Source organism: Micromonospora sp. L5, from assembly GCF_000177655.2.
GTDB lineage: Bacteria > Actinomycetota > Actinomycetes > Mycobacteriales > Micromonosporaceae > Micromonospora > Micromonospora aurantiaca.
Genome location: NC_014815.1, coordinates 466,876 through 480,072, shown reverse-complemented (window position 1 = coordinate 480,072; position 13,197 = coordinate 466,876). Strand labels below are relative to the sequence as shown.

At 72.4% G+C, this 13,197-nt stretch carries 13 protein-coding genes; 7 read left to right on the top strand and 6 right to left on the bottom strand.

Annotated features, from left to right (window positions below; translation table 11 throughout):
• The first annotated feature begins 131 nt into the window (after positions 1–131).
• From ML5_RS02385 to ML5_RS02365, 5 genes are all read left to right on the top strand, one after another.
• Positions 132–1,046 (top strand): ABC transporter ATP-binding protein, encoded by a 915-nt coding sequence (locus tag ML5_RS02385; RefSeq protein WP_013288493.1) that lies wholly within the window; start codon positions 132–134, stop codon positions 1,044–1,046.
• Positions 1,039–1,917 (top strand): ABC transporter permease, encoded by an 879-nt coding sequence (locus tag ML5_RS02380; protein ID WP_013288492.1) that lies wholly within the window; start codon positions 1,039–1,041, stop codon positions 1,915–1,917. Before ML5_RS02385 ends, ML5_RS02380 begins: the two co-directional genes overlap by 8 nt.
• Positions 1,914–2,873 carry an ABC transporter ATP-binding protein gene (locus tag ML5_RS02375; protein WP_013288491.1) on the top strand — a complete coding sequence of 320 codons (960 nt, stop codon included), beginning with the start codon at positions 1,914–1,916 and terminating at the stop codon, positions 2,871–2,873. The genes ML5_RS02380 and ML5_RS02375 overlap by 4 nt, the downstream gene beginning before the upstream one ends.
• Positions 2,873–3,583 (top strand): ABC transporter permease subunit, encoded by a 711-nt coding sequence (locus tag ML5_RS02370; protein ID WP_013288490.1) that lies wholly within the window; start codon positions 2,873–2,875, stop codon positions 3,581–3,583. Before ML5_RS02375 ends, ML5_RS02370 begins: the two co-directional genes overlap by 1 nt.
• Before the next feature lie 157 nt (positions 3,584–3,740).
• Positions 3,741–4,166: a hypothetical protein gene (locus ML5_RS02365; protein ID WP_013288489.1), complete on the top strand. Its 426-nt coding sequence runs from the start codon at positions 3,741–3,743 to the stop codon at positions 4,164–4,166.
• 118 nt (positions 4,167–4,284) lie between these two features.
• On the opposite strand, the gene valS is transcribed toward ML5_RS02365, so the two are convergent.
• From valS to ML5_RS02345, 4 genes are all read right to left on the bottom strand, one after another.
• A complete protein-coding gene (valS, locus tag ML5_RS02360) occupies positions 4,285–6,849 on the bottom strand; it encodes a valine--tRNA ligase (RefSeq protein ID WP_041784054.1) in 2,565 nt (854 codons plus the stop codon).
• Between the two features lie 82 nt (positions 6,850–6,931).
• Positions 6,932–8,011 carry an IS110 family transposase gene (locus ML5_RS02355; protein ID WP_013473518.1) on the bottom strand — a complete coding sequence of 360 codons (1,080 nt, stop codon included), beginning with the start codon at positions 8,009–8,011 and terminating at the stop codon, positions 6,932–6,934.
• Between the two features lie 418 nt (positions 8,012–8,429).
• Positions 8,430–9,131, bottom strand: coding sequence for a TIGR03089 family protein (locus ML5_RS02350; RefSeq protein WP_013473614.1), 702 nt, complete (start codon positions 9,129–9,131; stop codon positions 8,430–8,432).
• Positions 9,132–9,158: 27 nt separating this feature from the next.
• The gene (locus ML5_RS02345) at positions 9,159–9,737 is read right to left on the bottom strand and encodes a TetR/AcrR family transcriptional regulator (RefSeq protein WP_013473613.1); all 579 of its coding nucleotides are present in this window, start codon (positions 9,735–9,737) and stop codon (positions 9,159–9,161) included.
• 88 nt (positions 9,738–9,825) lie between these two features.
• On the opposite strand from ML5_RS02345, the gene ML5_RS02340 reads away from it, so the two are divergent.
• Positions 9,826–10,200: a DUF4267 domain-containing protein gene (locus ML5_RS02340; RefSeq protein WP_013283693.1), complete on the top strand. Its 375-nt coding sequence runs from the start codon at positions 9,826–9,828 to the stop codon at positions 10,198–10,200.
• Positions 10,201–10,295: 95 nt separating this feature from the next.
• On the top strand, positions 10,296–11,378 hold the full coding sequence (locus ML5_RS02335; protein WP_013473612.1) for a hypothetical protein: 1,083 nt from the start codon (positions 10,296–10,298) through the stop codon (positions 11,376–11,378).
• Here the strand turns inward: ML5_RS02335 and ligD (ML5_RS02330) are convergent.
• Positions 11,311–12,219, bottom strand: a complete 909-nt coding sequence (ligD, locus tag ML5_RS02330; RefSeq protein WP_013473611.1) for a non-homologous end-joining DNA ligase — start codon at positions 12,217–12,219, stop codon at positions 11,311–11,313. The two genes, ML5_RS02335 and ligD (ML5_RS02330), sit on opposite strands and share 68 nt — an antisense overlap.
• Positions 12,209–13,147 (bottom strand): non-homologous end-joining DNA ligase, encoded by a 939-nt coding sequence (gene ligD / locus ML5_RS02325; protein ID WP_041784406.1) that lies wholly within the window; start codon positions 13,145–13,147, stop codon positions 12,209–12,211. The genes ligD (ML5_RS02330) and ligD (ML5_RS02325) overlap by 11 nt, the downstream gene beginning before the upstream one ends.
• Positions 13,148–13,197: the final 50 nt, after the last annotated feature.

Sequence of the window (13,197 nt, the reverse complement as noted above, 5' to 3'; positions counted from 1 at the left end):
AGCCGGCGCGAGTCCTCCACCCGAGGCGCGCCGCCGCTCCCGCCACCTAAGGGCCGCGGAGGCCGAGGATCAGGGGATCGCAGGGGTCAGGAGAGGCTCCGGCGAGGCACCGGAGTTCTACGCTGAACGGCGTGACACTGCTCGCGACCGAGTCGCTGACCAAGACGTACGGAGGCCGGGTCACCGCGTTGGCCGACCTCACCGTGTCGGTCGAGCCGGGGATCATCGGGCTGGTGGGCGCGAACGGCGCCGGCAAGTCCACTCTGATCAAGATCCTGCTGGGTCTGCTCCCGCCGACCAGCGGCCGGGTGCAGGTGCTCGGCCTCGACCCCACCACCGACCCCGCCGCGGTCCGCGCCCGGGTCGGCTACATGCCCGAGCACGACGCCCTCCCGCCCGACCTGTCCGCCGCCGAGCTGGTCACCCATCTGGGCCGGATCAGCGGGCTGCCGCGCACCGTCGCCCGCGAGCGGGCCTCCGAGGCGCTGCGCCACGTCGGTCTGCACGAGGAGCGGCACCGGGCCGTCGGTGGCTACTCCACCGGCATGAAGCAGCGGGTCAAGCTCGCCCAGGCGCTCGTGCACGATCCCGACCTGCTGCTGCTCGACGAGCCGACGAACGGCCTCGACCCGGCCGGCCGGGACGCCATGCTCGCGCTGATCCACCGGATCGGCACCGAGTTCGGCATCTCGGTGGTGGTCTGCTCGCACCTGCTCGGCGAGGTGGAGCGGATCTGCGACACGCTCGTCGCCATCGACGGCGGCCGGCTGCTGCGCGCGGACCGGGTGTCCGCCATGACCACCGCCACCGACGTGCTCGCGGTCGAGGTGAGCGAGGGCACGGAGGAATTGGCCGCCCGGCTCACCGCGCTCGACCTGCCGGTGACCCGCGACGGGCGGCTGCTGCTCGTCCCGCTCGCCGACGACGCCACCTACGACCAGATCCTCGGCGCGGTCGCCGAGCTGGACCTGCCGCTGCACCGGCTGGACCAGCGGCGGCACCGGGTGGCCGAACTCTTCGCCGCGAGGGAGCCCAGCCATGTCTGACGCGACCGGGGTCATCCACGACATCGGCTACCAGCGCTACACCGGTCCGCGGCTCGGCCGCCGGCAGGTCTTCGGCGCGCTCTACCTGCACGGCGTGCGTACCGTCTTCGGGCTGGGCCGCAGCGCCAAGGCCAAGATCTTCCCGTGGCTGGTCGTCTCCGTGGTCACAGTGGTGGCCGCCGGCGTCACCGCGGTACGCAGCCAGATCGGCGAGGTGGTGATGACGTACGCCCAGTTCGCCGACGCGATGAGCTGGCTGGTCATCTTCTTCGCCGCGGTGGCCGCGCCCGAGCTGGTCTCCCGCGACCTGCGCAGCGGCGTGCTGCCGCTGTACTTCTCCCGGCCGCTGCCGCGCGGCGACTACGCCCTGTCCAAGCTGCTGGCGCTGGTGACCGCGCTGTGGCTGCTGCTCGGCGGCCCGCAGCTGGTGATGTTCCTCGGCGCCGCGTTCACCACGAACCGGGGTGTACGCGGGGTGTGGGACGAACTGCTCGACCTGCTGCCCGGGCTGCTCTACGCCGGGCTGTGGGCGGTGGTGTTCGCCTCGATCGCCCTGCTCGTCGCCTCGCTCACCGGCAAGCGCGCGTTCGCCGCCGGCGGCATCGTGGCGGTCTTCCTGATGACCACGCCGGTCGTGGGCGTGCTGTCCATCCTGCCCTCGCGGACGATCAACGAGCTGGCCTTCGTGGCCTCTCCGCCGACGCTCGTCGGCGGCGTGGGCAACTGGGCGCTCGGCGACCGGCTGACCCAGGGACGGGGCGGCATGCCGATCGGCGACTTCGGGCCGGTCTACGCCGTGGCCGCCGTGCTGCTGGTCGCCGCCTGCGTCAGCCTGCTGCTCCTGCGATACCGGAAGGTGGCCGCCCGATGACGGCGATCAGCACCCAGTCGACGGCCGGCGCGCCCGCCGCCGCGACGAGCACGCTCGACCTGGCGGGCGTCTCCCGCTGGTACGGCAACGTGGTGGCGGTCAACGACGTCACCATGCGGCTCGGCCCCGGCGTGACCGGCCTGCTCGGCCCCAACGGCGCCGGGAAGACCACGCTGCTGCACATGATGGCGGGCTTCCTGTCCCCGTCGCGCGGCACCGTGACGCTGGACGGGGAGCCGACCTGGCGCAACCCCGCCGTCTACCGGCGGCTCGGCCTGGTCAGCGAGCGCGAGGCGGTGCACACGTTCCTCAGCGCGTACGAGTTCGTGCTCGCCAGCGCCAAGCTGCACCGGCTGCCCGACCCGGAGGCCGCCACCCGGCGGGCGATCGAGCTGGTCGAGATGGAGGACGCGCAGACCCGCCGGATCGGCACCTACTCCAAGGGCATGCGGCAGCGCACCCGGGTCGCCGCCGCGCTCGTGCACGACCCGCAGGTGCTGCTGCTCGACGAGCCGTTCAACGGGATGGACCCGCGCCAGCGGCTGCACATGATGGCACTGCTGCACCGGCTCGGCGACGCGGGGCGGACCATCCTGTTCAGCTCGCACATCCTGGAGGAGGTCGAGCAGGTCTCCGGCACGGTCCAGGTGATGGTGGCCGGCCGGCTCGCCGCCTCCGGCGACTACCGGACCATCCGCCGCCTGATGACCAACCGGCCGCACGTGTTCGGGGTGCGTTCCACCGACGACCGGGCGCTGGCGGTGGCGCTGATGGCCGAGGCGTCGGTCTCCGGCGTCGAGCTGGACCGAACCGGCCTGACGGTCAAGGCCGGCGACTACGGCGCGTTCACCCGGGCACTGCCCCGGATCGCGCTCCGGCACGGCATCCGGGTCCGGCAGCTCCTGCCGGAGGACGAGTCGCTGGAGAGCGTCTTCTCGTATCTGGTGGAGGCATGATGTCGACAGTCACCTGGATCACCGCGCGCGGCCTGTTCGGCCGGAGCCGGTTCCTCATGCTGCTGCCGTTGCCGCTGGTCCTGATCGGCCTGGCGGTGCTCTGCCGGTCGCTCGGCGTCGACCCGGGCCAGTGGGGACCGCCGGTGCTCGTCGGCCTCGGCCTCGCGGTGGTGCTGCCGGTGGTGGCGCTGATCGTGGGCACCGGCGTGCTCGGCGCGGAGATCGACGACGGCACCGTCGTGCACATCCTCACCAAGCCGCTGCCGCGCTGGCAGATCGTGCTGCCGAAGCTGGCGGTCGCGGCCGGCGTCACAGCGGTCACCGTCGGCGTCCCGATCTACGTCGCGGGCGTTCTCGCCGATTCGGTACGCCTCGGACTCGCACTGGTCGCCGCCTCGGCGGCGGGCGCGCTGGCGTACTCGGCGCTGTTCCTCGCGCTGAGCCTGGTGACCCGGCGGCCGGTGCTGCTCGGCCTGGTCTACGTGCTGATCTGGGAGGGGCTGCTGGGCCGGTTCGTCGGCGGCACCCGGGTGCTGTCGATCCAGCAGTGGGTGATCGCCCTGGCCGACCGGATGGCGCCGACGCCGCTGCTCGGCACCACCGTCTCGGTGCCGGTCGCGGCGGTGCTCACCGCCCTGGTGGCGGTCGGGTTCACAGTGCTGGCGATCGACCGCCTGCGCTCGTTCAGCGTGGCCGGCGAGACGAGCTGAACCCCGGGGCGGAACCCGTTTTCCGGCACGAGCGCCGGAAAACGGGTTCTGCCCTGCCGTGTCCGGTCTGTTAGTTTGCGGCGGCTACGCACACCGACACGGGGAGAACACCTTGCGTTCAGCTCGCCTCGCCCTGCTGGCTCCGGCCGCGGTCGCGATGATCGTCATGTCCGGCTGCGATGACGACAAGCCCTCGGCCGGGCCGGCGGCGCCCTCCGCCCCCGCCGCCACCTCCGTGCCGCCGGTGACCCCGGCGCCGGCGGGCCTCGACGAGGCCACCCGGAAGACCTGCGCGACGGCGGAGAAGGACATCACGGCCGCGCTGAAGGAGGTGGCCGAGGCGGAGAAGATCGGCCCGCCGGCCGGCCACTCGGCGGTCAGCGCCCAGTACTCGGCGGGCGCGGCCACGCTCTACACGCACGCCTTCACCAGCAGCGACGAGGTGAACGCCGCGGTGAAGGGGGTCGCCACCGCCATGACCGACCTCGCCGACACCTGGGCCAAGGCGCCGGGCAAGGCGCCGAGCAAGGCGGATCTGACCACCGCCCGGGACAAGCTCAAGGCGGCCTGCGCGGCCGAGTGAGGCATGCACCGCCGAGGGGCCGGCCCGGTCGGCCCTCCGGGGTGTTAAGAAGGGCCCCTTCTACAACGCCAGGCGTTAAGAAGGGGCCCTTCCTTACATCCGGCCGCCGTGCGGCGGTTCAGAACGCGCAGGCGATGACCAGTTCCGTGGTGCGGTCCGGCAGCAGGTCCAGCTTCGCGATCCGGCCCGCGGCCCGCAGGTCGTCGGCGACGGTCCCGAGCCGGTCGAGCACCGCCGCCGGTCCGAGCGCCTCGGCCAGCGGCACGTCCGCCTTCATCGACAGCTTCCGTTCCGACTTGGCGCGGCGCACCTGACCCAGCGCGTCAGCGGCCAGCCGCAGCAGCTCCGGGTCACCCGGCGCCTCCATGGCGCGGCCCACCTCGTACGTGGTCGGCCACGGTGAGCGGTGCACCGACCCGTACCGCCACCACGACCAGACCTCCTCGGTCACGAACGGCAGCACCGGCGCGAACAGGCGCAACTGCACCGACAGCGCGGTCGCCAGCGCCGCCCGGGCCGAGTCGGCGGCCGGCCCGGTGCCGTAGGCGCGCTCCTTCACCAACTCGATGTAGTCGTCGCAGAACCGCCAGAAGAACGCCTCGGTGGCCATCAGGGCGGCCGTGTGGTCGTACCCGTCGAAGGCGGTGGTCGCGGTCGCGACCACGCCGGACAGTTCGGCGAGCATCGCGGTGTCCAGCGGTTGGGTCGCCGCGGCCCGCAGCGCGTCGGCGGCGCCCAGCCCGAGCGCGAACCGCGACGCGTTGAGCAGCTTGGTGGCCAGCCGGCGGCCCACCTTGACCTGGGCCGGGTCGAAGGCGAGGTCCATGCCCGGCTTGCCGTTGGCGGCCCAGTAGCGGACCGCGTCGGACCCGTTGCGCTCCAGCAGCGCCATCGGCGTGACCACGTTGCCCTTGGACTTCGACATCTTCTTGCGGTCCGGGTCGAGGATCCAGCCGGAGAGCACAGCTGTGTGCCACGGCAGCGCGCCGTGTTCCAGGTGGGACCGGGCCACAGTGGCGAACAGCCAGGTCCGGATGATGTCGTGCCCCTGCGGGCGCAGGTCCATCGGGAAGACCCGGGCGAACAGGTCCGGGTCGGTCTCCCAGCCGCCGACGATCTGCGGGGTCAGCGACGAGGTGGCCCAGGTGTCCAGCACGTCCGGGTCGCCTGTGAAACCGCCCGGCTCACCGCGCTGCGTCTCCTCGTATCCGGGCGGCGGCTCGCTCGTCGGATCGATCGGGAGCATCGCCTCGTCCGGTGTGAGAGGGTGGGACCAGTCCGGCTCGCCAGCGTCGTCGAGCCGGTACCACACCGGCACCGGCACGCCGAAGAACCGCTGCCGGCTGACCAGCCAGTCACCGGTGAGACCGCCCACCCAGTGCTCGTACCGGTGCCGCATGTGCTCCGGCACCCAGCGCAGTTCCCGCCCCCGGGCCAGCAACTCCTCGCGCAGGCCGGCGTCCCGGCCGCCGTTGCGCAGATACCACTGCCGGGTCGAGACGATCTCCAGCGGCCGGTCGCCGCGCTCGTAGAACTTCACCGGGTGGGTGATCGGCCGCGGCTCGCCGACCAGGTCGCCCGCGTCGGCGAGCAGCTCCACGAGCGTCCGCCGGGCGCCGTTCACCGTCTGCCCGGCCAGTGCCGCGTAGGGCTCCGCCGGCACGCCGGCCGGCGGCTCCGGCAGCAGGCGTCCGTCCCGGCCGATCACCACGCGGGTGTCCAGCCGCAGTTCCCGCCACCAGGTCACGTCGGTCAGGTCACCGAACGTGCAGACCATCGCGATGCCCGTGCCCTTGGCCGGGTCCGCCAGCGGGTGCGCGCGCACCGGCACCTCGACCCCGAACACAGGGGTACGCGCAGCGGCGCCGACCAGGTCCGCGTACCGCTCGTCGTCGGGGTGGCAGACGAGCGCCACGCAGGCCGGCAGCAGCTCCGGCCGGGTGGTGTCGATCAGCACCTCGCGGCCGTCCGGCCCGGTGAACCGCAGCCGGTGGTACGCGCCGGGCCGCTCCCGGTCCTCCAGTTCCGCCTGCGCGACGGCGGTGCCGTACCCGACGTCCCACAGCGTCGGCGCCTCGGCCTGGTACGCCTCGCCCCGCGCCAGGTTGCGCAGGAACGCGCGCTGGCTCGCCGCGCGGGCCGCCGACCCGATCGTGGTGTACGTCAGCGACCAGTCCACCGACAGCCCGAACCGCCGCCACAGCGCCTCGAACGCCTTCTCGTCCTCCACAGTGAGCAGCTCGCACAGCTCGATGAAGTTGCGCCGGGAGATCGCTGTCGGGTTCTTCCGGGCCGCGTCGTCCACCGGTGCGGCCGGCGGGCGCCAGTCCTTGTCGTACGGCAACGACGGGTCGGGACGCACGCCGTACACGTTCTGCACCCGGCGTTCGGTGGGCAGCCCGTTGTCGTCCCAGCCCATCGGGTAGAAGACGGTGCGTCCGCGCATCCGCTGGAACCGGGCCACCGTGTCGGTGTGGGTGTACGAGAAGACGTGACCCATGTGCAGCTCGCCCGACACGGTCGGCGGGGGAGTGTCGATCGCGTATACGTCCGACCGCTCCTTCGTGCGGTCGAACGCGTACGTGCCGTCCTCCTGCCAGCGGCGGGCCCAGGTCTCCTCGAGGCCGTCCAGGCTCGGACGCTCGGGGACGCCGCCGCGAGGGCTGATCGTCGTGTCGGTCATCAGCCGATGGTAGGCAGCCACCCTGCCGCACTCCACGACTTTCCCCACCCCGCGCGTCCTCGTCGATCTGTGAGTGGGGTTGTCAAGGGGTTTGGTGGTGGGTGGTGATGGTGCGGTAGAGCTGTCGGGCGATGTAGCGCTTGAGGCAGCGGGTGATTTCTCTGGTGGTGCGGCCTTCGGCGTGGCGTCGGGTGATGTAGTCGCGTGTTTCGGGGTGGATGCGTCGGCGGGTCAGGGCGATGGTGTGCAGGGCGCTGTTGAGGGTTCTGTCGCCGCCGCGGTTGAGGCGGTGTCGGTCGGTGCGGCCGCTGGCCACGGGGATGGGGGCGGCGCCGGCGAGGGTGGCGTAGGCGGCTTCTGAGCGGACGCGGCCGGGGTGGGACCAGGCGGTGAGGGCGATCGCGGCGGTGACGGGTCCGACTCCGGGTTGGTCGAGCAGGGGCGGGCACAGTTCGGTGACGAGGGCTCGTAGGCGCTGGTGGTTGTCGGCCAGTGTGGCGTCGAGGATGTGGATGTGCCGGGCGAGGGTGACCAGTTCGCGGCGGCGGGTGTGTTCCTCGCAGGGCAGGGCGGTGGTTTCGGGCAGTTCGAGGGCGGCCAGGCGGGCGATCTGGATGGTGGTGGACAGCCCGCGTAGCGCCTCGCGCAGAGTGTCGTCAGCGGTCAGGATCAACGCTTTGACCAGGTTGACCGCGGCGGTGCGGGCATCGGTGTGGTGCCGGCGGCAGATCAGCAGCAGACGCAGGGCCTCGCGTGGGCCGTCGCTGCGGGGCACGGCGATGCGCTCAGCGGGCAGCGCCAGCACCGTATGGGCGGCGGCGACCGCGTCCAGCTGGTCGGACTTGCCGCCCCGACGACGGGCCGCAGCGGGGGGCTTGGGTGCCTCGCAGACGGGTTCGTCAGCAGCGGTCAGCAGCCGGCACAGCCCTTGCCCGTGTGACCGGGTGCCCTCCACCGCCCACAACCGGCGCCCCTGCGGTGGGGTGTGCGCGACGGCGAAGGCCAACAACCGGCTCAACCCGTCCGGGTCAGTGGACACCGTGACCTGCGCCAACACCCCACCGAGTCGGTCCACCACGGCGGCGGTATGCGTATCGGTGTGAGTATCGACCCCCACCACCACGTCATAGCGATCCGCGACCCGTTCTACGATCCTTCTCATCTCGGATTGTTGCTCCTTTGCCAGCGACGACCGGGACAGTCGGCGTCGGCTCGGGAAGACATCACCTCGGCGGCAAATCTGTGATGGGCCACGTGTGCTCGCACGGGCAGGCTTCTGATCAGGCCAGCAGGGTGGGCCGGGCCGGCGCCGACGATCACCCGGGGACAGGTCTTGCACAAGGCACACCCACACCACAGGCGGCCGGATCAACGAAGAGCCACCCAAGTGATCACCAACGCCGAACCCTAACGGCAATCAGCCGAACCGATCACCACAGACATAGAAGCGTCATGCAGTTGCTGCCCTGACAAAAGTCGCAACCCGGGCATCAGGAGGGCCGAAACCGCAAGATCGACGAGAGCGAGAGCGAGAGCGAGGGCGGTAGGCGCGGCGCGGGCGGGGAGGGCGGGGCTAAGGGCTAGGGGGTGGGGGTGGGGGTGGGGGTGGCGTGGATCAGGACCGTGGCGCCTGCCGAGAGGGGGGCCAGCAGCCACTTCAGGGGCTGCTCGTCCTCGGTCGGGTCGATCACGAGGCGATCACCTTGGTGCAGGTTCATCTGGGTGGCGATCTCGGCGGCCAGACGGCGCCACGCGCCGAAGCTGGTGCCGTCGGGCGTGGCCGGGCCAGCCGGGTCGACGGCGACGTAGTCCGGCGGGTCGGTGGGGTGCCGCAGCACCTCGGCCGACCAGTCCAGCCAGCCCGGTGGCACCTCGGCCAGCTGCCCCGGCCCGGTGCCCACCAGGTACCGGTGCGTCCCCTCGGGCACGTCCTCCAGCCAGTCGTCGAGGCGTTCCGGGGTCACGAACACCGCGTCGTACGGCCGGTCCGCGCCGGGTTCGAGGACCGGCAGCCCGGCCAGCGCACGGGGACGGAATGACACCGTGAGCCCGATCGACCAGGCGCCGATCAGCACCGCCGCGGTACGCCAGTGCGGCGGCAGCAGCACCGCCACCCGGTCACCGGGGCGCAGCCCGCACCCGTCGCGCAGCAGCCCGGCACTACGGGCCGCCCACCGGCCCAACTGCGGCCCGGTCAGCTCGGTTCGCTCGCCGGTGGCGTCGTCGAGATAGGTCAGCAGTGGCTCGTCGGTCGCGACGGCGGCGGGTGCGCGGGTGGCCATCGGATGTACTCCTCCCTGGCGGTCAGCTCACCCTAGCCGGGCGAACCGGTCGACCAGGAGGGCCAACCGCCGCTCGTGTTCGTCCCGCCGCAGACGGCCGCCGCGCATCAGCGTGACCTGGCCGTGCAGCGCGCTCCAGAACGTCTCGGTGAACGTCTCCAGGTCGTCGTCGCCGGTGAACGGGCGCAGCGTCTCGGCCAGTTCGGCGAAGGCCCGGACCAGCTCGACGGGTGTGTCCTGGCTGGCGAAGGAGAGGGCGACGGGGAGGGTGAAGATCGCGTCGTAGAGCGCGGGCCGGCGTTCGGCGAACGCGGCGTACGCCGTGGCGATGGCGGCCACCGCGGCCCGCGGGTCGGTGGCGGCGGCCCGGGCGGCGGCGAGTTCGACTGCCAGTTCGGCGCAGCCCTCCAGGGCGACGGCCGCCATGATGGCGTCCTTGCCCTTGAAGTGGCTGTAGAGGACGGGCTGGCTGTACTCGATCTCGGCGGCGAGGCGGCGGGTGGTGACCGCGTCCCAGCCCTCCGACTCGGCGAGGTCCCGGGCGGCGGTGATGATCGCCCGTTCGCGTTCCGCCCGCTCCCGCTCCCGGCGCGCCTGAATCGACATGACCGGCACTCTAGCACCGCTAGCCAATCTATCGGCGCTCTGCTAGCTTCGCTCTCATCCCTAGCAGCGCTAGAATCTTGGAGTCGGCATGCTCACCCTCGTCGCCTACGGGCTCGCCATCGTCCTCAGCCTCTTCATCGTCCTGATCGGCGCGCGCTTCCTCCTCGTTCCCCGAGCCGCCGCCGCCGGCTACGGCGTCCCCGCCGCGGAGGGCACGGGAGATCCCGCGTACCTCACGATCAAAGGGCTGCGTGACCTCACCTACGGCCTGGTCGGCCTCGCCCTGATCGCCTTCACCAGCGCCGACGCCGTCGCCTGGTTCATGCTCGTGGTCGCACTCGCTCCGCTGGGCGACACCCTCATCGTGCTGCGGCACGGCGGCTCCCGGGCGACCGCCTTCGGCATCCACTTCGCCACCGCCGTGGTCGTCCTCCTCGACGCCGCGCTGCTGTTCGCGCTCTAGCCGGGCCCACCGGTCCGCGACCGTCGACTTTGGTCGCGGGCCCGGTCGTCCGACGGCCGTATCGGGGGGCCGGGTGGCTGCGGGACCGTGCGGGCATGACGACCGAACCCCCGCGCCGGCGGCTGGTGCCGGCGATCGCACTGCTGCTGCTCGCCCCGTGGACCGCCGAGTGCTCCTGGGGCGGCTTCACCCTCACCGGCATGCCGTTCGTGGTGCTGGTGCTCGCCCCGATGTACGGCGGGGCCGCGCTGCTGATCCGCGAGACGGCCCGGCGGTTCGGGCTCGGCTGGCCGGGGATCGCGCTGCTCGCTGCCGCGTTCGGCGTGATCCAGGCCGGCCTGGTCGACCAGTCGTTGTTCAATCCGGGGTTCCTGGACGACACCGAGTTCGCCGACACCCGGGCCGCGGCGGAGGCCACGCTGGTGCCCGGTCTCGGGTTCAGCGCGAGGCAGGCAGTCGACTACGTGGGCAACCATGTGGTGCTGACCGTCTGCGCGCCGATCGCGCTCGTCGAGTCGTACCTCGGCGCGGGCCGCCGGGCGCGGCCCTGGCTGGGCCGACCGGGGCTGACCGCGGCGGCGCTGCTCTGGCTCGGCGGCAGCCTGCTGGTGTTCGCCGACGACGGCGGCCGCAAGAACTTCCTGGCCTCGCCGGTCCAGTTGGCGGTCGCCACCGGCGTGGCACTGGCCCTCATCACCGCCGCCCTGCTCCGCCACCGGCACGCCGGGCCACCGCCCGACGCGCCGACGCCCGCCGGGCCGACGCCCGCAGGCCGACCGCAAACCGAAGCCGGCCCGCCCCGGCCGCTCCGGCCCGCGCTGGTCGTGGCGGCGGCGTACGTGGGTTCCACGATCGCCCCGGGATGGCCGGGAGTGGTGCTCGCCCTCGCACTCGCCGGGATCGCCGCCGCCCTGCTGACGCGCTGGTCCCGGCGACCCGGCTGGGGGCAGCGGCACGTGCTCGCCACCGGTACGGCAGGCCTGGTCGTCGCCGCAGCGCTCGCGTACACCGTGCCGACCTATGCCCCGGCGAACCCGGTGGCGGCGCTGGTGGGTGACGTGGCGATCAGCGTGATCGTGCTGCTGCTGGTGGGCGGCGCGTGGTGGCGGGTCACGGCAGTTCGGGACCGCCGTCGAGCAGCGGCGCCAGCAGGTCGCCCTGCTTCTCCACCCGCTTGAGCACCTCACCAGCGGTGTACGGCCGCGTCGACGGCCGCTTCCCCGCCGCCCCGGCCTCCACCTCGTCCCAGGTCAGCGGCGTGGACACCGAGGGCACCGACTGGGCCCGCAGCGAGTACGGCGCCACAGTCGTCTTCGCCGCGTTGTTCTGACTCCAGTCGATGAAGATCTTGCCGGGGCGCAGGTTCTTCGCCATCTTCGACACGACCAGCTTCGGGTGTGCCTGCTCCAGCTCCTGCGCGATGCGCTTGGCGTAGTCGGAGACGAAATCGGCGTCCTGCGTGCCGGCGATAGGGCAGCAGAGCTGCATGCCCTTCTTCCCGGACGTCTTCGGGAACGAGGAAATCCCGTCGGAGGCCAGCCGGTCGCGCATCAGCAGCGCCACCCGGCAGCACTGCTTGAGCGCGGCCGGGGCGCCCGGGTCCAGGTCGACCACCATCATGTCCGGGTGGGCGCCGATCTTCCACTGCGGAGTGTGCAGCTCAAGCGCGGCCAGGTTGGCCAGCCACACGAGTGTGGGCAGCTCGTCGCAGACCACGTAGTCGATGGTCTCCCGCCCCTTCGTGGACCCGGGGGCGGGCAGGTTCTCGGTGCGTACCCAACCGGGGGTCGCGGCGGGTGCGTTCTTCTCGAAGAACGAGCCGCCGTCGACGCCGTTGGGGAACCGGATCCGGGTCAGCGCGCGGTCGCTCAGGTGCGGCAGCAGCACCGGGGCGATCCGGGTGTAGTAGTCGATCACCTCGCCCTTGGTGAAGCCGGCCTTCGGGAACAGCACCTTGTCCAGGTTGGACAGCTCCAGTGGGCGCCCCTCGACCTCGACCTTCAACCGCTCAGAGGGCATCGTCGACCTCCTCGGGCGGCTTGTCCGGGCGCAGGCGCAGGATGCGCGGGAAGCGCAGCCGGCCGTCCGGCGTGCGCTGGCCGTACTTGACCTCCACCACGATCCGGGGAGTTACCCAGATCGCGCCCCGGGCATCCTCGCGCGGCACGCCGGCGGCGAACGGCGAGTCGGTGGCGCGCAGTGGTTCCAGCTCGCGCAGCAGTTCCCGTTCGAGCGCCGCGCCGATCCCGCCGCCGACCCGCCCCCGGTAGACCAGCCGTCCGTCCGGGCCGGGCACGCCGACCAGCAGGCCACCGACGCGCCGCGCGCCGGGCCGCCAGCCGCCGACCACGAAATCGGCGGTGACCTCCAGCTTGACCTTCACCCAGTCCGGCGAGCGCACGCCGGGCCGGTAGAGCGAGTCGACCCGCTTGGCCATCACCCCTTCCAGCCCGTGCTCGCCGGCCGCCGCGTAGGTGGCCGGGCCGTCGCCGAAGACCGGCGGCACCGCCCACCGGGCGGCGCCGAGCCCGAGCGACTCCAGCGCCGCCCGCCGCTCCCGCCACGGCCGGGCGGTCAGGTCGACGCCGTCGAGCCGCAACAGGTCGAAGATCATGTATGTGACGGGTGCTGTCGCCGCCAGCCGCGCCGCCTTGGCCGGGTTGCGGACGTGCATCCGCTCGGCGAGCGCGGTGAACGAGGGCTGCCCGTCGGTGAAGAGGACGACCTCGCCGTCGAGCAGCGCATCGCCGACCTGCTCGGCCAGGTTGAGCAGTTCCGGGTACGCGGTGGTGATCTCGACGCCGGAGCGGGCGTAGAAGTGCCTGTCGCCGCGCGAGATGTCGGCGAGCGCGCGGACGCCGTCCCATTTGAACTCGTACGACCAGGCGGCGCCGGCCGGGAGCTGCCCGGTCGTCGCGAGCATCGGCTTCAACGGCGCGCCGGGCACCTCCTGACTGTAGTTGCGCACGGAAGCGCGTGCGTCCCGTTCGATCGTTT